This window comes from Achromobacter xylosoxidans A8 (genome assembly GCF_000165835.1).
GTDB classification, from domain to species: Bacteria; Pseudomonadota; Gammaproteobacteria; order Burkholderiales; family Burkholderiaceae_B; genus Achromobacter; species Achromobacter xylosoxidans_B.
Window position 1 is genome coordinate 1161432 of sequence record NC_014640.1, and the last position, 20686, is coordinate 1182117.

25 protein-coding genes are annotated in these 20686 nt (G+C 67.0%); 22 read left to right on the forward strand and 3 right to left on the reverse strand.

The features are described 5' to 3' along the window. Genes arsB through AXYL_RS05430 form a run of 3 tightly spaced genes read right to left on the reverse strand, consistent with a single transcriptional unit; the run spans nt 1 to nt 1923 of the window. Entirely contained in the window at nt 1-1077 is a 1077-nt protein-coding gene (gene arsB, locus AXYL_RS05420; protein ID WP_013391796.1) for an ACR3 family arsenite efflux transporter, read from the reverse strand. A gap of 10 nt (nt 1078-1087) precedes the next feature. After that, entirely contained in the window at nt 1088-1582 is a 495-nt protein-coding gene (locus AXYL_RS05425) for an arsenate reductase ArsC (RefSeq protein WP_013391797.1), read from the reverse strand. Nucleotides 1583-1584: 2 nt separating this feature from the next. Beyond that, a complete protein-coding gene (locus tag AXYL_RS05430; RefSeq protein ID WP_013391798.1) occupies nt 1585-1923 on the reverse strand; it encodes an ArsR/SmtB family transcription factor in 339 nt (112 codons plus the stop codon). A gap of 150 nt (nt 1924-2073) precedes the next feature. Here AXYL_RS05430 and AXYL_RS05435 point away from each other — a divergent pair, with 150 nt between their 5' ends. From AXYL_RS05435 to AXYL_RS05540, 22 genes are all read left to right on the forward strand, one after another. Next, nucleotides 2074-2640 carry a PilL N-terminal domain-containing protein gene (locus tag AXYL_RS05435; protein ID WP_013391799.1) on the forward strand — a complete coding sequence of 189 codons (567 nt, stop codon included), beginning with the start codon at nt 2074-2076 and terminating at the stop codon, nt 2638-2640. Continuing rightward, complete coding sequence (locus AXYL_RS05440; RefSeq protein WP_013391800.1) at nt 2637-3281, forward strand: hypothetical protein; 645 nt, start codon at nt 2637-2639, stop codon at nt 3279-3281. Before AXYL_RS05435 ends, AXYL_RS05440 begins: the two co-directional genes overlap by 4 nt. Before the next feature lie 14 nt (nt 3282-3295). Continuing rightward, on the forward strand, nt 3296-4021 hold the full coding sequence (locus tag AXYL_RS05445; RefSeq protein WP_013391801.1) for a TIGR03759 family integrating conjugative element protein: 726 nt from the start codon (nt 3296-3298) through the stop codon (nt 4019-4021). Further along, nucleotides 4003-4593 (forward strand): transglycosylase SLT domain-containing protein, encoded by a 591-nt coding sequence (locus tag AXYL_RS05450; protein ID WP_013391802.1) that lies wholly within the window; start codon nt 4003-4005, stop codon nt 4591-4593. Before AXYL_RS05445 ends, AXYL_RS05450 begins: the two co-directional genes overlap by 19 nt. After that, nucleotides 4590-5129: an integrating conjugative element protein gene (locus AXYL_RS05455; RefSeq protein WP_013391803.1), complete on the forward strand. Its 540-nt coding sequence runs from the start codon at nt 4590-4592 to the stop codon at nt 5127-5129. Before AXYL_RS05450 ends, AXYL_RS05455 begins: the two co-directional genes overlap by 4 nt. Nucleotides 5130-5133: 4 nt before the next feature. Next, nucleotides 5134-7323, forward strand: coding sequence for a type IV conjugative transfer system coupling protein TraD (traD, locus tag AXYL_RS05460; RefSeq protein WP_013391804.1), 2190 nt, complete (start codon nt 5134-5136; stop codon nt 7321-7323). Beyond that, complete coding sequence (locus AXYL_RS05465) at nt 7320-8069, forward strand: TIGR03747 family integrating conjugative element membrane protein (RefSeq protein ID WP_013391805.1); 750 nt, start codon at nt 7320-7322, stop codon at nt 8067-8069. The genes traD and AXYL_RS05465 overlap by 4 nt, the downstream gene beginning before the upstream one ends. Nucleotides 8070-8167: 98 nt before the next feature. Continuing rightward, on the forward strand, nt 8168-8551 hold the full coding sequence (locus AXYL_RS05470) for an RAQPRD family integrative conjugative element protein (protein ID WP_013391806.1): 384 nt from the start codon (nt 8168-8170) through the stop codon (nt 8549-8551). After that, nucleotides 8548-8781 carry a TIGR03758 family integrating conjugative element protein gene (locus AXYL_RS05475; RefSeq protein ID WP_003050225.1) on the forward strand — a complete coding sequence of 78 codons (234 nt, stop codon included), beginning with the start codon at nt 8548-8550 and terminating at the stop codon, nt 8779-8781. The genes AXYL_RS05470 and AXYL_RS05475 overlap by 4 nt, the downstream gene beginning before the upstream one ends. 16 nt (nt 8782-8797) lie before the next feature. Next, on the forward strand, nt 8798-9157 hold the full coding sequence (locus AXYL_RS05480) for a TIGR03745 family integrating conjugative element membrane protein (RefSeq protein WP_003090173.1): 360 nt from the start codon (nt 8798-8800) through the stop codon (nt 9155-9157). 11 nt (nt 9158-9168) lie between these two features. After that, entirely contained in the window at nt 9169-9567 is a 399-nt protein-coding gene (locus tag AXYL_RS05485) for a TIGR03750 family conjugal transfer protein (protein ID WP_003050133.1), read from the forward strand. After that, nucleotides 9564-10256: a PFL_4703 family integrating conjugative element protein gene (locus AXYL_RS05490; protein ID WP_003116810.1), complete on the forward strand. Its 693-nt coding sequence runs from the start codon at nt 9564-9566 to the stop codon at nt 10254-10256. Before AXYL_RS05485 ends, AXYL_RS05490 begins: the two co-directional genes overlap by 4 nt. Further along, nucleotides 10253-11164 (forward strand): TIGR03749 family integrating conjugative element protein, encoded by a 912-nt coding sequence (locus tag AXYL_RS05495; protein ID WP_003116809.1) that lies wholly within the window; start codon nt 10253-10255, stop codon nt 11162-11164. Before AXYL_RS05490 ends, AXYL_RS05495 begins: the two co-directional genes overlap by 4 nt. Next, the gene (locus AXYL_RS05500; protein ID WP_003116808.1) at nt 11154-12572 is read left to right on the forward strand and encodes a TIGR03752 family integrating conjugative element protein; all 1419 of its coding nucleotides are present in this window, start codon (nt 11154-11156) and stop codon (nt 12570-12572) included. Before AXYL_RS05495 ends, AXYL_RS05500 begins: the two co-directional genes overlap by 11 nt. Next, nucleotides 12553-13002 carry a TIGR03751 family conjugal transfer lipoprotein gene (locus tag AXYL_RS05505; RefSeq protein WP_003116807.1) on the forward strand — a complete coding sequence of 150 codons (450 nt, stop codon included), beginning with the start codon at nt 12553-12555 and terminating at the stop codon, nt 13000-13002. The genes AXYL_RS05500 and AXYL_RS05505 overlap by 20 nt, the downstream gene beginning before the upstream one ends. Then, the gene (locus tag AXYL_RS05510; protein ID WP_013391807.1) at nt 13002-15896 is read left to right on the forward strand and encodes a conjugative transfer ATPase; all 2895 of its coding nucleotides are present in this window, start codon (nt 13002-13004) and stop codon (nt 15894-15896) included. Before AXYL_RS05505 ends, AXYL_RS05510 begins: the two co-directional genes overlap by 1 nt. A gap of 13 nt (nt 15897-15909) precedes the next feature. After that, entirely contained in the window at nt 15910-16674 is a 765-nt protein-coding gene (locus AXYL_RS05515; RefSeq protein WP_003116805.1) for a DsbA family protein, read from the forward strand. 175 nt (nt 16675-16849) lie between these two features. Continuing rightward, nucleotides 16850-17344 carry a JAB domain-containing protein gene (locus AXYL_RS05520; protein WP_003116804.1) on the forward strand — a complete coding sequence of 165 codons (495 nt, stop codon included), beginning with the start codon at nt 16850-16852 and terminating at the stop codon, nt 17342-17344. Nucleotides 17345-17507: 163 nt separating this feature from the next. Further along, nucleotides 17508-17954 carry a TIGR03757 family integrating conjugative element protein gene (locus tag AXYL_RS05525; RefSeq protein ID WP_003116803.1) on the forward strand — a complete coding sequence of 149 codons (447 nt, stop codon included), beginning with the start codon at nt 17508-17510 and terminating at the stop codon, nt 17952-17954. After that, a complete protein-coding gene (locus tag AXYL_RS05530; protein WP_003116802.1) occupies nt 17951-18901 on the forward strand; it encodes a TIGR03756 family integrating conjugative element protein in 951 nt (316 codons plus the stop codon). The genes AXYL_RS05525 and AXYL_RS05530 overlap by 4 nt, the downstream gene beginning before the upstream one ends. A gap of 9 nt (nt 18902-18910) precedes the next feature. Then, the gene (locus AXYL_RS05535) at nt 18911-20305 is read left to right on the forward strand and encodes an integrating conjugative element protein (RefSeq protein ID WP_013391809.1); all 1395 of its coding nucleotides are present in this window, start codon (nt 18911-18913) and stop codon (nt 20303-20305) included. Then, nucleotides 20302-20673, forward strand: a complete 372-nt coding sequence (locus AXYL_RS05540; protein WP_013391810.1) for a hypothetical protein — start codon at nt 20302-20304, stop codon at nt 20671-20673. Before AXYL_RS05535 ends, AXYL_RS05540 begins: the two co-directional genes overlap by 4 nt. Nucleotides 20674-20686: the final 13 nt, after the last annotated feature.

Sequence of the window (20686 nt, forward strand, 5' to 3'; positions counted from 1 at the left end):
TTACGAAGTGGTCGCGCGGCGTTCGTACCAGCCGCGTGAGCGATTGACCACGCGCACCACCAGCAGCATGACCGGCACCTCGATGAGCACGCCGACCACTGTTGCGAGTGCTGCGCCGGAATGGAAGCCGAACAGGCTGATGGCGGCGGCCACGGCCAGCTCGAAGAAGTTGCTGGCACCAATCAACGCGGATGGCCCAGCGACGCAGTGCTTTTCGCCCACCTGGCGGTTGAGCCAGTACGCCAGACCGGAATTGAAGAACACCTGGATCAGGATCGGCACCGCCAGCATGGCGATCACCAGCGGCTGCCGGATGATGGCCTCGCCCTGGAAGGCGAACAGCAGCACCAGCGTCAGCAACAGCGCGGCGATGGACAATGGGCCGATGCGTTCCAGTGCCCTGTCGAACACGGCCTGCCCCTTGCGCAGCAGCGCCCGGCGCCAGAGCTGGGCCAGGATGACCGGAATGACGATGTACAAACCCACCGACACCAGCAAGGTGTCCCACGGCACCGTGATCGACGACAGGCCCAGCAGCAGGCCGACGATGGGTGCGAAGGCGAACACCATGATGGTGTCGTTCAAGGCCACTTGCGACAGCGTAAATACCGGATCACCGCCAGTCAGCCGACTCCAAACGAAAACCATTGCGGTACACGGTGCAGCAGCCAGCAGGATCAGGCCGGCGATATAGCTGTCGAGCTGATCGGCGGGCAGCCAGTCGGCAAAGACGTGGCGGATGAAGATCCACGCCAGCAACGCCATTGAGAACGGCTTGACGGCCCAATTGATGAACAGCGTGACCCCCATGCCCCGCCAATGCTGGCGCACCTGGCCAAGCGCGGCGAAGTCCACCTTCAGCAGCATGGGGATGATCATTACCCAGATCAGCAGGCCGACCGGCAGGTTGACCTTGGCAATCTCCATGCGGCCGATGGCCTGGAATGCGGCGGGCGCGAACTGGCCCAGAGCGATCCCCGCGATGATGCACACCGCCACCCATAGCGTCAGGTAACGCTCAAAGCCGCTCATGGCGGAGTTTGCTGGCGCGGGGCCGGCAGTATCGGTTGCGCTCATCGGGCGGGCCTCACTGGCGGCCGATGTCGCGCAGTTCACGCTGCAACGACATGGCATCGAGACTCTTGATCGGAAGCGACAGGAACAACTCGATACGTCGGCGCAGCGTCATGGCGGTATCGAAGAACGCCTTGCTTTGTCGTTCCAGGGTGCCTTCCACGGCTGCCGGGTCAGGCACGCCCCAATGCGCCGACACCGGCTTGCCCGGCCACAGCGGACACGCCTCGCCGGCTGCGTTGTCGCAGACGGTGAAGATGAAATCGAACACCGGCGCATCGGGCTTCACGAACTCGTCCCAGCTCTTGCTGCGGTAGCCCGTTGTCGGAAGGTGCAGCCGCTCCAGCGTGGCGAGTGCCAGCGGGTGAACTTCGCCTTTCGGATGGCTACCTGCCGACCAGGCGTGAAACCGCCCTTGGCCCATGTCGTTGAGGATGCCTTCGGCGAGGATGGAGCGGGCCGAATTGCCCGTACAGATGAACAAGGCGTTGTAAGTGGTATCGGTCATGGTCAGCAGCAGGTCTTGGATGGAGAAACCTCGCATACGCCACCTTGGCAGCAATGCTCGGTCAGGTAACCGATCAGACCGTCCATGCGGCCGTACTCGGCGCGATAAATCAGGTTGCGGCCCTGCTGCTCGATGCTGACGAGGCCAGCATGGGCCAGTTCCTTCAAGTGGAAGGACAAGGTGTTGCGGGCCACGTCGAGCTGGTCAGCTAGCGTGCTCGGCGTCAGTCCGCCCGGGCCAGCAACGACCAAGGCGCGGAACACGCGCAGGCGCTGGGTGTGAGCCAGGGCGTTTAAGGCGGAAATGGCTTGATCCTCTTTCATGATTCGATAATACAACATTTATAGAATTAATGTGCAAACCACAGTTGGATTTGCGGGTTGCGCTATGTGTTGGACTGCAAAAGCGGGCACCCCCCAGTTCGCATTTCTGACTGACCGCGCAGCCGCGCGCAGCCAAGGTATCGGCATCGCAACAGAAGAGCCGATGCCATGCCTGCAATCCATGTATCCCGGTGTCTGGTCGGTACCAGCCTCCTGGCCGCAGCCTTGGCCAGCGGCTGCGCGACCACGCCACCGCCGCTGGCCGCCAGCACCGTCGAGGACGTCCCACCCGCGCCCGAGGCTGCACCGCCCGAGTTCATTCCCGTCGTGCGCTATGGCCGCTACACCCTGGTGGAGCTGGCGCCGATGGCGGCGCAGCGCGATCTGCTGGTGCAGACCATCGACGTGTCCATGCCCGAGGAGGTCCGCGCCACGGTCGGCGACGGGCTGCGGCATGTGCTCAAACGCAGCGGCTACCAGCTTTGCGAGACCCCGCATGCGGTGATCGAGCTGTACGCGCTGCCGCTGCCGGCGGCGCACTTGCATCTCGGCCCCATGACCTTGCGCGATGCACTGCTCACCCTGGCCGGTCCGGCTTGGGAACTGCACGCCGATGACCGGACGCGGCAGGTCTGCTTCGAGCGGCCTGGTCGCGACACCGGTGCCGAGCCGGTGTCCGAGCCGCCTGCTGCCGAGGCCGTGCAGACGTTCCCCTTTGCGGGAGGCCAGCCATGAACGCGGCACAGCCGCTCCGGCGCCCGACCGCCGCCGTGGTGTTGCAAAGCCTGCTCTGGCTTTGGCTGCTGGGTCTCAGTGTCTTCGCGATCCTGGGCCACCAGACGATGACCGATCAGGCCGACCAGCAGCAGCTCGATGTCCGGTTGCAGCGCCTCGAAGCCCAGGTGACCGGGCTGGCCGAGACCACGCGGGCCTTGCAGCAGCAGCCCGCAGCCGCCACCGCCGCAGGCCTGCAAGACGCTCGGCAGGCAATGGAGGCGCGCATCGTTCAAGCCGAACAGGCGCTGGGTGGCTATGCCACCGCCGAGGACGTTCAGGCGCTGCGTACCGAAGTCGAGCAGATCAAGGTGCGCCAAGCGACTGCGCGTGCAGCGGCGCCTACCCAGCGGCGCACCCCGAGCCAACCGGCCACCGCCAAGTCCGAACCGCCGCCGCTGCCATTTCGTGTCGTCGGCGCTGAGCTGCGCGCGGGTCAGCGCAGCGTGTCCGTCGCCCCGAGTGCCGGAGATTTCACGCCCGATCAGCTCCAGGTGCTGCTGCCGGGTGATGCGCTGGGTCCGTGGCGCCTGCAGGCGATCGAGGGCAATGCCGCGGTGTTCCAGGCCGGCGACCAGACCCGTCGCGTGGCGATTCCTTGACCGGAGCCCACCACATGAAGCCGTCGATCATCCTGTACGCGTTCCTGCTGGGCTCCATGCAGTTGCCCGCCTGGGCGCAGCAGCCCGCCACGACCCCCGCCCGCAATGCGCAGAGCCAGGAGCGCCCGCTGGCCGCCCGCATCCTGGACGACCGGGTGGCAGGCGAATGGGGCCTGCAACCGCAGGAATGGGCGCGCTATCGCGACTTGATGGATGGGCCGCTGGGCATCTACTCGCCAAATCTGGACCCGCTGTCCGCCCTGGGCATCGAGGCGCGCACCGACGAAGAACGGCGGCGCTACGCAGAGCTGCAGGTGCAAGTCGAAGCGCGCCGCGTGGAGAAGCTGCTCGCGTACCAGCGCGCCTACGACGAGGCCTGGCAGCGCCTGAACCCCGGCATGCAGCGGGTGAACCTGTCTGACGAGAGGCCAGGCGCCGCCGCTGCGCGGGGCAGCGGTCGCACGGCAGTGTTCATCAAGGACGGCTGCGCGGCTTGCGGGCAACTCGTCCAACGCCTGCAATCCTCGGGTGCCGAGTTCGACCTTTACATGGTCGGCAGCCGCCAGGACGATGCGCGCATCCGCGACTGGGCCAAGCGCGCCCAGATCGACCCGGCCCGGGTGCGCAGCGGCGGCATCACGCTCAACCACGACGGCGGCCGCTGGCTGTCGCTGAGCCTGCCCGGCGATTTGCCTGCGGTTGTGCGCGAAGTGAACGGCCAATGGCAACGCCAGCCGTAACGGCGCTGCTGCGCGCACTGGCGCTCACTGCGGGCCTGTTCGCCTGCGCCGCCCATGCCCAGGAGGTTCCGCCACCGGCCTACCAGCTTGCCGCACAGCGCGCGGGCATTCCCTCGACGGTGCTCTACGCCGTGGCCTTGCAGGAGAGCGGCATGCGACGCAATGGACGCATCGTCCCATGGCCGTGGACCCTGAATGTCGCCGGCCAGTCGCGGCGCTTCGCCACCCGTGCCGATGCCTGCGCCGGTTTGCAGCAGGCGATGCGATCTACGCCACCCACGCGCATCGACGCGGGCCTGGGCCAGATCAACCTGGGCTACCACCCGCACCGCTACACCCATGCCTGCGACTTGTTGGACCCGTACCGCAATCTCGCCAGCGCCGCCGAGATCCTCAAGGAGCAGTACACCCCCGGTGAAGACTGGCTGCTGGCCATGGGCCGCTACCACCGGCCCGCGGGCGGTGAGCCTGCCGCCCGCTATCGACGCAGCGTATCCCGACACCTCGCCCGCGTGCAGGGCACGCACTCAATCGCCACGGCGCGAGCCGTGCGTCAGGAGTCGACCCCATGACGAAACCGCTCTGGACCCTGCGGGGCCTGCTCGCGCTGCTGGCGGCGCTGCCGTTGGTCGCGCATGCCGCCGAACCGCTGATCGTGGTCGAGGACCGCGGCGGCGCGTCGGCGCTGCCGTACTACGAAGCGCTTAACCTGCAGCCACGCGCCAACAGCGCGTTGCGGCCTCCCATTCCGACGCCGCAGATTCCCGCCACCCCCGCTGACGAGGCAGCGATGCTGCCGGTACGCAGCGCGAAGCTGATGCCCGGCTTCGTCGCGCGGCGCGTGATCGAGGCACCGGGCCTGCGGCCTTTCGTGGTCATCGGCGACGATGAGACCTCGCAAGCCTGGCTGCGCCGTCACGCGGCGTCGCTGCACGACCGCGGCGCGGTCGGCCTGGTGGTCAATGTCGAGACCGCGCAGGCTTTGGCGCGGTTGCGCGCACTGGCGCCTGGCGTGCCGATGGCCCCCGTGGCCGGCGATGATCTGGCCGAACGCCTGGGCCTGCGGCACTACCCGGCGCTGATCACGGCGACCGGCATCGAGCAATGAGGCCATGTCGGGGAAACAGCCCGTCGAAGTCCTGTTGCGCCCAGCGGTGGAGCTATACACCGTCGCGGCATGTGCGGGCGCCGCGTTTCTGTCCCTGGTGGCCCCGTGGTCGCTCGCGCTGAGCCCAGCCATGGGCGTCGGTGCCGCACTGGCGTTCGGCGCCTATGGCGCGATCCGCTACCGCGATGCGCGGGTGATCCTGCGCTACCGCCGCAACATCCGGCGCCTGCCGCGCTACGTGATGACGAGCAGGGACGTGCCGGTCAGCCAGCAGCGCCTGTTCGTGGGGCGCGGTTTCCTGTGGGAACAGAAGCACACCCACAGGCTGATGCAGACGTACCGGCCGGAATTTCGCCGCTACGTCGAGCCAACACCGGCATACCGGCTGGCGCGACGCCTGGAGGAGCGGCTGGAGTTCGCACCGTTTCCACTGTCTCGCCTCGTACGGCTCACGGGCTGGGATGTGTCATTCAACCCCGTGCGGCCACTGCCACCGGTAGGCGGCCTGCCGCGATTGCACGGCATCGAACCCGACGAGGTCGACGTCAGCCTGCCACTGGGTGAGCGCGTCGGCCATTCGCTGGTGCTGGGCACCACGCGCGTGGGGAAGACGCGGCTGGCCGAGTTGTTCGTCACCCAGGACATCCGTCGCACGAATGCAGACGGTGAGCATGAGGTCGTGATCGTCATCGACCCCAAGGGCGACGCGGATCTCTTGAAACGCATGTACGTCGAAGCCAAGCGAGCGGGTCGCGAGGGCGAGTTCTACGTCTTTCACCTCGGCTGGCCCGAGTTCTCTGCACGCTACAACGCGGTGGGGCGCTTCGGACGCATCAGTGAAGTCGCCACGCGCATTGCCGGGCAACTCTCCGGCGAGGGCAACAGTGCAGCGTTCCGCGAGTTCGCATGGCGCTTCGTCAACATCATTGCGCGCGCATTGGTGGAACTGGGGCAGCGCCCGGACTACATGCTGATCCAGCGGCACGTAATCAACATCGACGCGCTGTTCATGGAGTACGCCCAACACTACTTCGCCAAGACCGAGCCCAAGACCTGGGAGGTGATCGTCCAGATCGAGGCCAAGCTCAACGAGAAGAACATCCCAAGGAACATGATCGGGCGCGAGAAGCGTGTGGTGGCGCTGGAGCAATACCTCTCCCAGGCGCGCAACTACGACCCTGTGCTCGATGGCCTGCGCTCGGCGGTGCGCTACGACAAGACCTACTTCGACAAGATCGTTGCATCGCTGCTGCCGCTGCTGGAAAAGCTCACCAGCGGCAAGATCGCCCAACTCCTGGCGCCGAATTACTCCGACCTGTCTGACGCGCGCCCGATCTTCGACTGGATGCAAGTCATCAGGAAGCGCGCCGTGGTCTATGTCGGCCTGGATGCGCTGTCGGATGCTGAAGTCGCCGCGGCGGTCGGCAACTCCATGTTCTCCGACCTGGTGTCGGTAGCCGGGCACATCTACAAGCACGGGATCGACGACGGCCTGCCGGGTGCCTCGGCTGGCACGCGCATTCCCATCAACGTCCATGCCGACGAGTTCAACGAACTGATGGGCGACGAGTTCATCCCCCTTATCAACAAGGGCGGCGGTGCCGGGCTGCAGGTGACCGCGTATACGCAGACGCTCTCGGACATCGAGGCCCGCATCGGCAACCGCGCGAAGGCCGGCCAGGTGATCGGCAACTTCAACAACCTGTTCATGCTGCGGGTTCGGGAAACCGCCACCGCGGAATTGTTGACCCGTCAATTGCCCAAGGTGGAGGTCTATACCACCACCATCGTCTCCGGCGCGACCGATGCCTCGGACATCCGCGGGACGACGGACTTCACCAGCAACACGCAAGACCGCATCAGCATGTCGAGCGTGCCGATGATCGAGCCATCCCACGTCGTCGGCCTGCCCAAAGGCCAATGCTTCGCGCTGCTGCAGGGTGGTCAGCTCTGGAAGGTCCGGATGCCACTGCCAGCGCCTGACCCCGATGAAGTGATGCCGGCGGACTTGCAGCAACTGGCTGGGTACATGCGTCAGAGCTACAGCGAGGCCACGCAATGGTGGGAGTTCACCAGTTCCCCAGCCTTGCAGGAGGCTGCCTTGCCCGACGACCTGCTGGATGACGCCGCTCCGGCCGAGCCTGACGCGGTGGCCACCGGCGCCGACGACAGCACCGGCGAGGCCGCACCATGAAGGATGCCGCCTCGACCGCGCAGCGGGAGCAGAACCAGCGCCAGGGGCTGATCGTCGGCACCATCACCTTGCCGTTCAGGCTGCTCGGGGTGCTGATCGGTTCGCTGCTGTTCTCGATCGTGGTGGAGTGCGTCGGCATGCACCTGTTCTGGAAGGACCAGGGCTGGCGCCACTCCCAGCAGATGCTGCAGTACGAACTCGGGCACCTGTCGAACCACTTCACGCGCAGCGTGGTGGTGCAGGAGCCCGGGCGCACGGCGCACGAGCTGGTGGATACCGGGTACGGGTGGGTGTTCGTGCGCTCGGGGTTGCTGGAGCGCATGAGCCAGACCGCCGAGCGCGCCCGTGCGCCCAGCCGCGAGCCGACGCGCAACTTCCGCTATTACATCAGCCAGGCCTATGTCTGGGCCGAGAGCTACCTGATCGCCGCGGCCTTCACGACGCTCACGTTCCTCGTGCGCCTGCTGGTCCTGGTGCTCACGCTGCCGCTGATCCTCACTGCGGCATTCGTCGGCCTGATCGACGGCCTGGTGCGGCGGGACGTGCGGCGGTTCGGCGCGGGCCGGGAATCCGGCTTCATCTACCACCGCGCGAAAGCGAGCCTGATGCCGCTGGCCGTGCTGCCCTGGATCACCTACCTCGCGCTGCCGATCTCGGTGCATCCGCTGCTGATCCTGCTGCCCAGCGCAGCCTTGCTGGGACTGGCCGTGAGCCTGACCGCGGGCAGCTTCAAAAAGTACCTCTAGGCCATCAATCCGGTCGCTTCCGGGTTCCTATTGTTTGCGGCCTGAAACAGCCCTGATCTCCACGATCAACCCATTGCTGATCACACAGGAATGGCGCGATGTTGGCTTCGATCTGGCTGCGCGCCGCGCATCGCGGCGTGCCCACTTTTCTCGTGACGGCCCTCGTGCTGGGCCGGTCCCCGATGGCCTTGGCCGAGTCCCCGGCGCAGCGCCAGGAGTTGGTCGCCGCGCTGCGCCAGCTCGACGCGCTGGAACGCACCGTCGCGGACAGCGCCGCGCATACCCCCATCACACCGGGCGAGCGCTACCACTTCGATTACCCGCGGCTCCAGGCTGACTTGGCGCGCGTGCGCGCCGGCATCCAATTTCACCTGACGCCATCGCGCGCTCAACCGCGCGCCCCCTCCGAACTGGCCGGCGAATACCGCACCGAACGGGCGACCGAGCCGCTGCCGGCGACGACTGCGGAGGGCAAGCAATGAACGGCGCCCAGGTCTCGGCATTTCAAGCCAACAGCGGTATCGCGCCTTCCGCGATGGCGACCGTTCTGGTCGGCGTCGTGTTCGCGGTCCTGCTCGTGTGGGGCGTCTGGGCCATCCGAACGGCCTACGTGGGGTGGTCCGAGAGCCGCCTCAACCAGCGCCAGTTCCTCGGCGTCTGCATCCGCTTCGTCGCGATGTACCTCGTCCTGAGTTTCTTCCTTCTGTCCTGACCTGAAAGGCCCGACCATGCACAACCGCAACCTCACTTCCCGTTTTGCCCAGCGCGCCGCCGTGGCCCTGGGCGCCGCCGCGCTGCCGGCGCTGTCGTTCGCGCAAGGTCTGCCGCAATTGGAGAACCCCACGCGCGGCACCGGCAACGGCATCATGGAGACGATCCGCAACTACGGCTACGACATCATCATGCTCGTGGCCCTGCTGGTGGTGGCGTCGATGTTCATCGGCGTCTGCTACCACGCCTACGGGACCTACGCGGAGATCCACACCGGCCGCAAGACGTGGGGCCAGTTCGGCCTCACGGTCGCTATCGGCGCCGTGCTGCTTGTGATCGGCATCTGGCTGCTCACCGAAGCCACCGGCATCCTGTAAGCGAGGCCGGTATGTCCGAGCAGCAGCACGTCCGTGCGGACGGAACGGTCACCTTCCTTCCGCACCGGCTCAACCGCCATCCCGTTGTGGTGCGCGGCCTCACCGCTGACGAACTCTGGATTTGCTGCGGCCTGTCCGGTGCCGCCGGCCTGCTGGTCGGCGCGCCGCTGTCCTGGGTGTTCCGCACGATCGCGCTGGCGCCGACCTTCGTCGTCCTGGGCGTGGCGCTCGGCGTCTTCATCGGCGGCGGCATCCTGCGCCGCCTCAAGCGTGGGCGTCCCGACACCTGGCTGTATCGGCAACTGCAATGGCGCATCGCCACGCGCCATCCGCTGATGGCCGGCTGGGTGGGTGGCCATGTGCTGATCTCGCGCTCGGGCTTCTGGTCCACCCGCAGGAGCATGCGATGAGCCGCTTCAAAAACGAGATCACCCACCTGCAGGCGCACATCAAGACCTTGCGGCTGGCCGCGGGCGCGCTGGTCGTCGTCGCCCTGGTCATGGGCGGCGGCTGGTGGAGCGCGCCGCGCGACCTGACCATCCACGTCCCGCCCGACCTGCGCTCTGGCAGTACCCGCAAGTGGTGGGAAGTGCCGCCCGAATCGGTCTATGCGTTCACGTTCTACGTGTTCCAGACGCTGAACCGCTGGCCAACCAATGGCGAGGAAGACTACTCGCGCAACCTCCACACGCTCTCGCCGTACCTCACCCCGTCCTGCCAGGCCTTCCTGCGGGCGGACTATGACTACCGCCGCTCCACGGGCGAGCTGCGTCAGCGCGTGCGCGGCATCTACGAGATTCCCGGCCGCGGCTATGGCGACGACCCCACGGCGCGCGTGCGCACCGTGTCCGATCGCGACTGGGTGGTGACGCTGGACATCACGGCGGACGAGTACTACGGCGCCGAGCAGGTCAAGCGCGCCCTGGTGCGCTATCCGATCAAGGTCACGCGGGTGGACGTCGATCCCGCCCGTAACCCGTTCGGCCTGGCGCTGGACTGCTACGACGGCGCGCCCCAGCGCATCAGTGCACCGGAGCCGACGCGCCCGGCGCCGAGTGGCCTGTCTCCGCAAGCGCCTCAAGGAGGAAACACCCCATGAAGCACCCTGTACTCGCGCTGCTGGGGCTACTGGCCGTGGCCGCGGCACCCGTCGCCCATGCAGTGGAAATCCTGCGCTGGGAACGCATGCCACTGGCAGTGCCGCTGAAGGTCGGTCAGGAACGCATCGTGTTCATCGACCGCAACGTGCGCGTGGGCGTGCCCGCGGGCGTGGGCGAACGCCTGCGCGTGCAGAGTGCGGGGGGCGCGGTGTACCTGCGCGCCAGCGAGCCGATCGAGCCCACGCGGTTGCAACTGCAGGACGCCGACACGGGCGCGCTGATCCTGCTGGACATCGCAGCCGAACCACCCAAGGACGGGGAAGCCGAGCTGGAGCCGGTGCGCATCGTCGAGGGTGACAGCGCACCGGGACGCTATGGCGAGCAGGCCGACAGTGCCGAGGCCCCGGCACGCGCCCAGGGCCAAGCAGGTGCGCGGACCGCGCGGCGCGAAACTCCGGTCCCTGTCGTGCTGACGCGCTTCGCCGCGCAGAACCTCTACGCACCGCTGCGCACCGTCGAGCCGCTTCCGGGCGTCATGCGGGTCAACCTGCCCCGCGACCTCGACCTGGACACACTGATGCCAACGCTGCCCGTGCGCGCGGTCGCACTCGCGTCGTGGCGCCTGGAGGACCAGTGGGTCACTGCCGTGCGCCTAACCAACGGCAGCGGCGGCTGGATCACGCTCGACCCGCGCGTGCTGCAAGGCGATTTCCTCACCGCCACCTTCCAGCACGAGGCGCTGGGCCCGCGCGGCACGCCCGAGGACACGACCGTCCTGTACCTGGTCACGCGCGGCCGCGGTCTCGCGCAGTCGCTGCTGCCGGCGATTCACCGCTTCGACCCGGCCGTGCATCTGCCGCAGCCGGACGGCGACGAGAACACCAAGGAGGCCCGCCATGCGCAGTAACGGCCTGCTCAAGTGGCTGATGATCCCTGTTGCCATCCTGGTGCTGTTCGTCGGTATCCGGCTGTTCTCGGGTGGAGGCAGCACGGCGCCACCCGCGGCGGACAACGGCGCCCAGCTCACGCCCGATGAAATGAAGGCGCTGGGCATCGAAGGCGACACCCCGCGCGACACCGTGGCGACGCTCGTTGCCCAAGTGAAGCAGTTGCGCACCGAGCTTCAGACCGCGCTCTCGGACAACAAGTCGCAGCGTGAAGAGAACCAGCGACTGCGCCAGCGCGAGAACTCCATCGACCAGCGCATCAACTCGGCGCTCGAATCCGAGCGGTCCAACCTGCGCCGCGACCAAGAGCAGGCGGCCAGCGCGCGCCAGCAGACCGAAGGGCTGCTCGCCGACCTGCAGCGGCGTCTGGACAGCATCGGCGGGCGCGGCGGCGGCCATGCGGACCTGCCCGTGGGCCTGGGGCTGCAGGGCGGCGACGAGGCAGGCATGGAGGGCGGCGTGCGGTGGGTCGAGCCGGACGACGCAAAGCCCGCCGAGGGGCGCAACGGGGGGCGTGGCGCGAGCGGCGGCATGAGCTTCCCCACGAGCTTCGGCCCGGCGCAGAGCACGCTCGAAACCACTGCGGAAACCGTGGCCAACGCGGGCGCCCGCGCCGCCGGGGTCAAGAGTGCCAAGCCGGTCTACACCGTGCCGACCAACTCCACGCTCATGGGTTCGGTCGCCATGACAGCGCTGATCGGCCGCGTGCCGATCGACGGCACGGTCAACGATCCCTATCCGTTCAAAGTTCTGGTCGGGCCGGACAACCTGACCGCCAATGGCATCGACATTCCCGACGTGGCCGGCGCCGTGTTCAGCGGCACCGCTTCGGGCGACTGGACGCTCTCGTGCGTGCGCGGCCAGGTGCGCAGCATCACGTTCGTCTTCCACGACGGCACGATTCGCACGATCCCCGAAGACCGCGAGGGCAACCAGCAGAACAACCAACAGCGCGATGGCTTGGGCTGGATCAGCGATCCCCACGGCATTCCTTGCGTCAGCGGCGAGCGGCGCAGCAACGCCCAGCAATACCTCGGCTCGCAGGCCCTGATCACCGCGGCCGGCGCCGGTGTGGCCTCACTCATCGAGAGCGACAGCGGCCGCATGTCCTATGTCGGCTCGGACGGCTCCATCGGCACCGTGGGCATCACCGGCCAGGAAGCGGTCGGCCAGATTCTGGCGGGCGGCGTGCGGGACATGTCGGCCTGGGTCAACAAGTTGTACGGCCAGGCGTTCGCCGCCGTCTATGTCCAGCCCGGCGCCAAGGTTGCCGTCCACCTCGAAAAGCCGCTCGCCATCGACTTCGATCCCGAAGGCCGCAAGGTCGATCACCGCGCAGGAGAAAGCCATGCACTCGAACTTGACTAACCTGGCCCGTGGCCTGGCACTGGCCCTCGCCGTCGCGGTGCTTGGCGGCTGCGCCACCAGCAAGGAAAAGCTGCTGACCCACGGTGACCGCACGATGATGGACATCTGGCAGCAGGAGGCCGGCGACGGCGGTGGCGCAGCCGGACGGAACGCCGGCCGCCAGCTGCTCGATGCGCGCCAGAGCCTGCGTCGGCCCCTGACCGACGCCGACGTGCAGGTCGCACCCGTCGAGCAGATGCGCTACACGCGCACCGCGCGCAATGAGGTCCACCGCCAGTTCCAGCGTCTGCCCAATCCCGATCTCGTCATGTACGTGTATCCGCACCTGGCGGGCACGGACCCCGTGCCGGTGCCGGGCTACACGACGGTCTTCCCGCTCAACCAGCGCATCCAGTACGCCATGCCAGGCGAGCGCGTGGAGGCCTACTGATGCGGTGGAAACTTCCCTGGCCTAAGCCGGCCGCGCCGAAGCTGGCCGCATCCGGCGCTGGTGATGATGAGCAGCCGGACGGCTGGCAGCGCCACGTCGAGGCCTTGCGGCAGGTCGGCATCCCCGAACCCGGCTCGGCAGTCCGGGGCCGCAAGCCGGCGACGGAGGCCGACGAGCAGGCGCTGTACGACGTCGCACCGTCCTTCGTGGAACTGCTGCCCTGGGTGGAGTTCTTGCCCGAGTCGAAATCGATGCTCCTGGAGGACGGCCAATCGGTGGCCGCCTTCTTCGAGCTGGTGCCGCTGGGGACCGAGGGCCGGGAACCCGGCTGGCTCGCGCACGCCCGCGACGCCTTAGAAAACGCGCTCCAGGACAGCTTCGATGAACTGGACGAGAACCCCTGGGTGTTGCAGCTCTACGCCCAGGACGAACCGAGCTTCGACCAGTACATGCAGACGTTGCGCGACTACGTGCAGCCGCGCGCCCGTGGCACGGTGTTCACGGAGTTCTACCTGCGGTTCTTTGCCCACCATCTGCGCGCGGTGGCCAAGCCCGGTGGCTTGTTCCAGGACACGGTGGTCACACGCTTGCGCTGGCGCGGCCAGACGAGGCGTGTGCGCATGGTCGTCTATCGCCGCGTGACCGGACAAGGACAGGGCCAGGCAAACCGCCGGGGCCAGACACCCGAGCAGATGCTGAACATCGTCTGCGACCGCCTGTGCGGCGGGCTGGCGAACGCCGGCATCCAGGCTCGCCGCCTGGGTGCGGCAGACGTCCATGACTGGCTGCTGCGCTGGTTCAACCCGCGTCCGACGCTGCTCGGGCCTGGGGTCGAGGACCGGGAGCGCTTCTATGCGTTCGCGCGCTACCCCGCCGACACCGAGGCTGGCGAGATCGAACTGGCGAGCGGGCGGGATTTTAGCCAGCGGCTTTTCTTCAGCCAGCCACGCTCGGACGTGGAGCATGGCACCTGGCACTTCGACGGCATACCGCACCGTGTGTTGGTCACTGACCGGCTGCGCATGCCGCCCGGAACGGGACACCTGACTGGCGAAACCCGCAAGGGCGATGCGATCAACACGCTGTTCGATCAGATGCCCGAGGACACGACGATGTGTCTGACCATGGTGGCGACGCCCCAGGACATTCTCGAATCGCACCTGAACCACCTGGCGAAGAAGGCAGTCGGCGAAACACTGGCATCGGAGCAGACGCTCAAGGACGTGCAGGAGGCGCGCTCGCTCATCGGCAGCGCGCACAAACTCTACCGCGGCACGCTGGCCTTCTATCTGCGCGGACGCGACGAAGCCGAGCTTGACCGGCGCGGTCTGGACCTCGCCAACGTGATGCTCAACGCGGGGTTGCAGCCCGTTCGCGAGGACGATGAAGTCGCGCCGCTCAACAGCTATCTGCGCTGGCTACCGTGCTGCTACAACCCCGCGCAGGATCGGCGAAACTGGTTCACCCAACTGATGTTCGCCCAGCATGTGGCGAATCTCTCGCCGGCGTGGGGTCGCAGCCAGGGTACGGGCCATCCGGGCAACACGTTCTTCAACCGCGGTGGCGGGCCGATCACGTTTGATCCGCTGAACCGCTTAGACAGGCAGATGAATGCCCATCTATTCCTGTTCGGCCCCACCGGCTCGGGCAAGAGCGCCACGCTCAACAACCTGCTGAACCAGGTCACGGCCATCTACCGGCCGCGCCTCTTCATCGTGGAAGCCGGCAACAGCTTCGGGCTGTTCAGCGACTTCGCCAGGCGCCTGGGCCTGACGGTGAACCGGGTCAAGCTGGCCCCCGGATCGGGCATCAGCCTGGCACCGTTCGCGGATGCCCGCCGGCTGATCGAAACACCCAGCGACGTGCAGACGCTCGATGCCGATGCGTTGGACGAAGACCTGCCACCGGATGCCTCGGTCATGGAGGCAGACGAACAGCGTGACGTGTTGGGCGAGTTGGAGATCACGGCACGGCTGATGATCACCGGCGGCGAGGACAAGGAGGAAGCCCGGATGACGCGGGCCGACCGTTCGCTGATCCGCCAGTGCATCCTCGACGCCGCCGAACACTGCGTGGCTGAGAAGCGCACGGTGCTCACTCGCGACGTGCGCAACGCGCTGCGCGCCCGCGGTCAGGACTCGACGCTTCCCGAGATGCGGCGCATGCGGCTGCTGGAGATGGCGGACGCGATGGACATGTTCTGCCAAGGCACCGATGGCGAGATGTTCGACCGCGATGGCACGCCGTGGCCCGAGGCCGACATCACGCTGGTGGATCTGGCGACCTATGCCCGCGAGGGCTACAACGCGCAGCTCTCCATCGCCTACATCAGCCTGATCAGCACGGTGAACAACATCGCCGAGCGCGACCAGTACCTGGGTCGTCCGATCATCAATGTGACCGACGAAGGCCACATCATCACGAAGAACCCGTTGCTCGCGCCCTACGTCGTGAAAATTACCAAGATGTGGCGCAAATTGGGCGCCTGGTTCTGGCTGGCGACCCAGAACATCGACGACCTGCCGCGTGCCGCAGAGCCCATGCTCAACATGATTGAGTGGTGGATCTGCCTGTCGATGCCGCCCGATGAGGTCGAGAAGATTGCACGCTTCCGTGAACTCTCACCAGCGCAGAAAGCGCTGATGCTTTCTGCGCGCAAGGAGGGGGGGAAATTCACCGAGGGCGTGATCCTGTCGAAGTCGATGGAAGTGTTGTTCCGCGCGGTGCCGCCGAGCCTTTACCTCGCGCTTGCGCAGACCGAACCCGAGGAGAAGGCCGAGCGCTACCAGCTCATGCAGCAATACGGCTGCACCGAGCTGGAAGCCGCCTTCAAGGTGGCCGAGAAGATCGACCAGGCACGCGGCATCGAGTCGCCCGCCTTGGAACTGTCGTAAGCCGGAGAACGCCATGGAACACAAACATCCTTCCATCCCGATGCAGGTGCAGGCGTTCCGCCGTCGGCGCTGGGGGACCCGCTGGCCGTGGGCGTTGGCTGCAGTGCTGGTTGCGCTGCTGCTGATCTGGCTCGTGTCCCGTTCGCCAGGCGGGTCCACACCTCAGACTTCGGCGCCAGTCAGCGAGACACAGGTGGCAGGGCCTCCGTGGCAGATGGGCAATCCGGAAGGTCGTTTCACACTGACGCTGTACGCGGACCTCGAATGCCCGTTCTGCCGGTCCTATTTCCCTGTGCTCAAACGTTGGGTGGCCGGCAATGCCGACGTGGCCTTGCAATGGCACCACCTGCCGTTGGCCGCACATGAACCGGCCGCTTCTGCCGAAGCGCGTCTGGCGGAATGCGCCGGCGAAGCCGGCGGGCATGCCACCTTCTGGCAAGCCGTCGAGTGGGTATATGCCCACACGCGCAGCGACGGCCAGGGCTTGCCCGAGGACCTGCGCTACCCCGACCTGACGCCAGCCATCGAGCAGTGCATCGCGAGCGAGCGGCCCGACGCGGCGATTCGTACCCAAACTGCGGAAGCCACGAACAGCGGCGTGACCGCCACGCCGTCGCTGCGGCTGCACGATCGCGAAAGCGGCAAGGCGATCCTGCTGCAGGGTCCGATCGAGGGCGATGCCTTGCTGTCAGCCATGGACATGCTCGCCGCCGGCGATCCCGCCACCACACCCACATCGGAAATGCCTGCCGACGTCGTCGGCGACATGCCCAGGTAGCCCCGGTCTTCAAGGCTACGGCGCAGTCCGCTGCGCTGACCGCAACCCGTTCGCCTCGCGTCCTGGCCGCGAACGATCACCGCTACCGCGGTGATGGATGCACCTTGTTCGTTCCCCAGGAGGGCTTGCCCTCCCAGGGCGCGCGCCCTCCGATCTCACCGTCTGGAGGTTCGCCATGTCTTTCGTCGTCAATGACTCCTACCTGGAGTCGCTTTCCGCCATCGCTACCCAACACGAGGACTGGATCATCCAGCAAGCCATCGTGCTGCTGGAGAGACGGATCTTCAAAGCTGGACCGTGCCTCAGCCGACCGGCCGCTGTGCGGGACTACCTGCGTCTGAAACTGGTCGCTGAGCCCAATGAGATATTCGCCGCTGTGTTCCTGGACAGCATGCACCAGGTGCTGGCCTACGAGCCGTTGTTCAGGGGCACGATCAACTCGACATCGGTCTATCCGCGTGTCGTCGCGCAGCGTGTGCTGGAGTTGAATGCCGCCGCGGTGGTCTTCAGCCACCAGCACCCCTCGGGCATCTCCGAACCGTCGAGCGCGGATCGCATGCTGACCCAGCAACTGCAGGTCGCGCTGGCGCTCATCGATGTGCGGGTACTGGACCACATCATCGTCGGCCAGGGTGCCCCGTTCTCCTTTGCGGAGTCCGGCCTGCTGTAAAGGTTGCACTGCTTCGTTGATCAGCGCGGAGGCTTCGGCCTCCGCTTTTTCTTCGCAGCGACGCAAGCAGGTATGCGGGGTGGCCGCGATGCGCATTGTTTGTTGGGGCCGCGTGGGGTTCGGCGTTTGACTATGGCCCTGATCAACTTCCGGGGCGCATGACATGCCAGCAGCTTTTACCCGGTTCGCACCAGGCTGGCGAACCCTTGGCCTGGCCGTGGCGCTGCCGGCATCTCTGGCCGTGTTCAGCCCGGCCACCTTCGCCGCCGACGTGGTGGTCGTCACCGACAGCCGCCACCCGGTCAAGACCGCCGGCGGCGAGCGGCTGATCGAGTTGGACGAAGCGCCCCGGATCGAGGCCGAGCTTTCCGCGGATCTGCCGGCCGACCCCGAGCGGGCAGCAGCCATCGTCCGGCAACGACTGAACCAAGGCGGCACCGATCTTCAGCGCCGCATCGGCACCGCCTACCAGGGCGTCGCCGATGCATGGAGCCTGGGCGTCGCCGCCATCCCGGCCGTCGTGGTAGATCAACGCTATGTGGTCTATGGCGAGCCGGACGTGGCCCGGGCGGTGTCCCGCATCGAGCAGTACCGGAGGACGCAGCCGTGACCCATCGCCCATTCGACTTGCTGCGCCGCCTGCGCGTCGCCGTGGCCTCGCTGCTGTTGGTCAGCGCCACCGGCAGCTACGCCCTGAACACCGCCACCATCGTGTCCTCCGTCATGTCGCCGGACTGCCTGGAATACCGGGTGGTGGGCATCTGCTACTGGCTCTACTGCACCTGGACGGGCTGCACGGTGCGCACGTCCACCAAGGTCCGGCACTACGTGCCCGATGCGGTCGTCTCCAGCTACAGCAACACCGGGGAGAACCCCTGGGTCGAAGTGCAGGCGATGAGCACGCCCAACCCATCCGCACAGGCAGGTGGGGATGGGACCACGAACGAAGACCACGAAAACAACCTCGCCAAATTCAAGAACAGCGATGTCATCGGCCATCCTGGCGGCGAGGTATTCAACCAGTTCGCATCGTCGTCGGGCTATTTCTGCCAAGGCGCGGGCACGGCCTTCATGCCGTATCTACTCAGCACGCTGGACACGCTGGCTTGGCGCTACAACGTGCCTGAAATGGCCTACCCGGAGGCGTTGATTCCGGGCATGCGCGAGGTCGGTGCGCGCACCACGATGAATCTCTGGGGCAACGTCTATCCGCGCGGCGGCTTCCTGCACCAGACCGACGACCAAAAATCCGGGGCTGTGGTGGCCCAGCGCGCGGGCGATGTCGTCACGCGCCGCGGGCAGATCCACGTGTACCAGCCGCTGCTTGCCAACGCCCGCGACGGCTACTGGCCGGCCGGCGAGCTGATGGAGGGTGATGCCTCTACGGGCAAGTGGCAGGAGCTGACGCCGCGCCTGTCCAACACCTGCGTGGTGTTCCCGCACAGCGGCACGCTGACCCAGGCCCAGCAAGGCGACTACGCCTGGGCGCTGTGGCGTCCCTATGCGTGCTGCGAACGCCGCGGTCAGGTGTTCCTGGGCAGCGTCGATTTCCTCTGAGGTGCCACGATGAAGCGTCCTGAACCGATGAACCTTTCCGCCAAGGCGTGCCGCCTGCTGCGCCCGACGGCGCTGGCCGGCACGCTCGCTCTGGTCTGCGGCATGGCGTGGGCGCAGGTCGGATACCAGAACAGCGGCCCCGTCCTCGGCGATGACGTCATGTACTCGATCGGCGGTGGCAGTGCGGTGTCCATGGGCCGCGCGGCCGGCATGCGTTCCATCGGGGTCGGCGTGGGGTGGAACAGCAACCTGATCTGCGGCGACATGAGCATCCAGACCACGCTGCGCAATCAGCTTAACGGCATCACGAACGGCTTTCAGCAGATCATGAGCAACGTGATCCAGAGCGCGACCAGCGCGGTTGCATCGCTGCCGGCGCTGATCATTCAGCGCGCCGATCCGGGCCTGTACAACCTGCTGACTAACGGCGTGCTGCAGGCGCGGCTGGACTTCGACCGCTCCAAGCTGACGTGCCGCGCCATGGCGGAGAAGATGGCCGAGACGGCGGGTGGCCAGCTTGGCTGGAGCCAGATGGCCGAAGGCATGGCCCTGCGTGACGCGGTTGGCAGCAACGATGCCGTATCGGCCGTCGAGCAGGCCGAGACGCGCCGCGGCAACGACGGCGTGCCCTGGGTGGGCGGCAGCAATGCCGGTGGCGCGGGCCAGTCCGCCATCCGGGTGGTCGGCGACGTCACCCGCGCGGGCTACAACCTGGTCAACGGTCGCGGCGTGACGGACACCTCCTCCATCGCGTCCACCAGTTGCGCGAGCCTGTCCTGCCAGACCTGGACGTCGCCGCAGCAGGCGACCGAATGGGCCACGCGCGCCCTCGGAGAGCAGGTGCAGCGCACGTGCGACTCCTGCACTAAGACCGAGACGGTGCCCGGCGTCGGGCTGACGCCGCTGATCCAGGAGGAGTACGAAGCCAAGCTGGAGGTCTTGCAGGAGCTGGTTTCCGGCACGCGTAATACCACCTTCGAGAACTTGCGCGAGGCCGGCAGCACGTCGCTGCCGATCACCCGCGGCGTGATCGAGGCGCTGCGCGACGAGCCGGACCAGGACCTGCTGGCGCGGCGCCTCGCGTCCGAAGTGGCGCTGTCATCGGTGCTGGAGAAGGCGCTCCTGCTCCAACGCACGCTGCTCACGGGCAAGAAGGAGCCCAACGTCGCAGCCAACGAACTTGCGGTGCAGGCCGTGAACCATGAGAGCGACACGCTCGACCGGGAGATCCGCAACCTGAAGACGGAATTGGAGCTGCGGCGCGAACTGGCGAACAACTCGCCGATGGCCATCATCCAGCGCCACGGCACGCGGGCGGCCGGCTCGCGCGGCATCTACGAGGGCGATCCGGTACCCGACCGCCTTGACCAGTTGCAGAAGGGCAATCCCGGAGCCAGGCCATGAACGCGGAGCGCATGGCCTGGCGCCCCTTGCGCTGGCTCTTCAGCCGGCGCGCGGCGACGGCGCTGCTGTGGGCGGTGGTGCTCGTCGCCGCTGCGGTGGGTGCCAACATCGCCGGCATCTACCTGGTCGGCAGCGTGGCCGGATGGGAGCGGTGGCTCGCGGCCGCATCGGGCTACTTCTTCGTGTGGCGGCTGTGTCTGTACGGGGCCACGGTTTACGGGTGGCTCTGGATGCGCCGCCGGCTGCTGGCGCGCGAAGACCAGGACGGGGCAGATGGGCAGGCACGGCGCCGCCTGATGCGCAGCGAGATCGCGGGCGTCGTCGCCATCGTCGTGCTGGAAGCCAGCTTGTTGATGCAGGCCGCTTGAGGGGATCGAGGCC

Excerpts from the sequence above, each read along its gene's own strand:
- AXYL_RS05440 (WP_013391800.1), top strand. The coding sequence starts at position 2,637 with ATGAACGCGGCACAGCCGCTCCGGCGCCCGACCGCCGCCGTGGTGTTG.
- AXYL_RS05525 (WP_003116803.1), top strand. The coding sequence starts at position 17,508 with ATGCCAGCAGCTTTTACCCGGTTCGCACCAGGCTGGCGAACCCTTGGC.
- AXYL_RS05505 (WP_003116807.1), top strand. The coding sequence starts at position 12,553 with ATGCACTCGAACTTGACTAACCTGGCCCGTGGCCTGGCACTGGCCCTC.
- AXYL_RS05450 (WP_013391802.1), top strand. The coding sequence starts at position 4,003 with ATGGCAACGCCAGCCGTAACGGCGCTGCTGCGCGCACTGGCGCTCACT.
- AXYL_RS05445 (WP_013391801.1), top strand. The coding sequence starts at position 3,296 with ATGAAGCCGTCGATCATCCTGTACGCGTTCCTGCTGGGCTCCATGCAG.
- AXYL_RS05465 (WP_013391805.1), top strand. The coding sequence starts at position 7,320 with ATGAAGGATGCCGCCTCGACCGCGCAGCGGGAGCAGAACCAGCGCCAG.
- AXYL_RS05535 (WP_013391809.1), top strand. The coding sequence starts at position 18,911 with ATGAAGCGTCCTGAACCGATGAACCTTTCCGCCAAGGCGTGCCGCCTG.
- AXYL_RS05495 (WP_003116809.1), top strand. The coding sequence starts at position 10,253 with ATGAAGCACCCTGTACTCGCGCTGCTGGGGCTACTGGCCGTGGCCGCG.
- AXYL_RS05500 (WP_003116808.1), top strand. The coding sequence starts at position 11,154 with ATGCGCAGTAACGGCCTGCTCAAGTGGCTGATGATCCCTGTTGCCATC.
- AXYL_RS05520 (WP_003116804.1), top strand. The coding sequence starts at position 16,850 with ATGTCTTTCGTCGTCAATGACTCCTACCTGGAGTCGCTTTCCGCCATC.
- arsB (WP_013391796.1), bottom strand. The coding sequence starts at position 1,077 with ATGAGCGCAACCGATACTGCCGGCCCCGCGCCAGCAAACTCCGCCATG.
- AXYL_RS05510 (WP_013391807.1), top strand. The coding sequence starts at position 13,002 with ATGCGGTGGAAACTTCCCTGGCCTAAGCCGGCCGCGCCGAAGCTGGCC.
- AXYL_RS05490 (WP_003116810.1), top strand. The coding sequence starts at position 9,564 with ATGAGCCGCTTCAAAAACGAGATCACCCACCTGCAGGCGCACATCAAG.
- AXYL_RS05470 (WP_013391806.1), top strand. The coding sequence starts at position 8,168 with ATGTTGGCTTCGATCTGGCTGCGCGCCGCGCATCGCGGCGTGCCCACT.
- AXYL_RS05425 (WP_013391797.1), bottom strand. The coding sequence starts at position 1,582 with ATGACCGATACCACTTACAACGCCTTGTTCATCTGTACGGGCAATTCG.
- AXYL_RS05485 (WP_003050133.1), top strand. The coding sequence starts at position 9,169 with ATGTCCGAGCAGCAGCACGTCCGTGCGGACGGAACGGTCACCTTCCTT.
- AXYL_RS05475 (WP_003050225.1), top strand. The coding sequence starts at position 8,548 with ATGAACGGCGCCCAGGTCTCGGCATTTCAAGCCAACAGCGGTATCGCG.
- traD (WP_013391804.1), top strand. The coding sequence starts at position 5,134 with ATGTCGGGGAAACAGCCCGTCGAAGTCCTGTTGCGCCCAGCGGTGGAG.
- AXYL_RS05480 (WP_003090173.1), top strand. The coding sequence starts at position 8,798 with ATGCACAACCGCAACCTCACTTCCCGTTTTGCCCAGCGCGCCGCCGTG.
- AXYL_RS05455 (WP_013391803.1), top strand. The coding sequence starts at position 4,590 with ATGACGAAACCGCTCTGGACCCTGCGGGGCCTGCTCGCGCTGCTGGCG.
- AXYL_RS05515 (WP_003116805.1), top strand. The coding sequence starts at position 15,910 with ATGGAACACAAACATCCTTCCATCCCGATGCAGGTGCAGGCGTTCCGC.
- AXYL_RS05435 (WP_013391799.1), top strand. The coding sequence starts at position 2,074 with ATGCCTGCAATCCATGTATCCCGGTGTCTGGTCGGTACCAGCCTCCTG.
- AXYL_RS05430 (WP_013391798.1), bottom strand. The coding sequence starts at position 1,923 with ATGTTGTATTATCGAATCATGAAAGAGGATCAAGCCATTTCCGCCTTA.
- AXYL_RS05540 (WP_013391810.1), top strand. The coding sequence starts at position 20,302 with ATGAACGCGGAGCGCATGGCCTGGCGCCCCTTGCGCTGGCTCTTCAGC.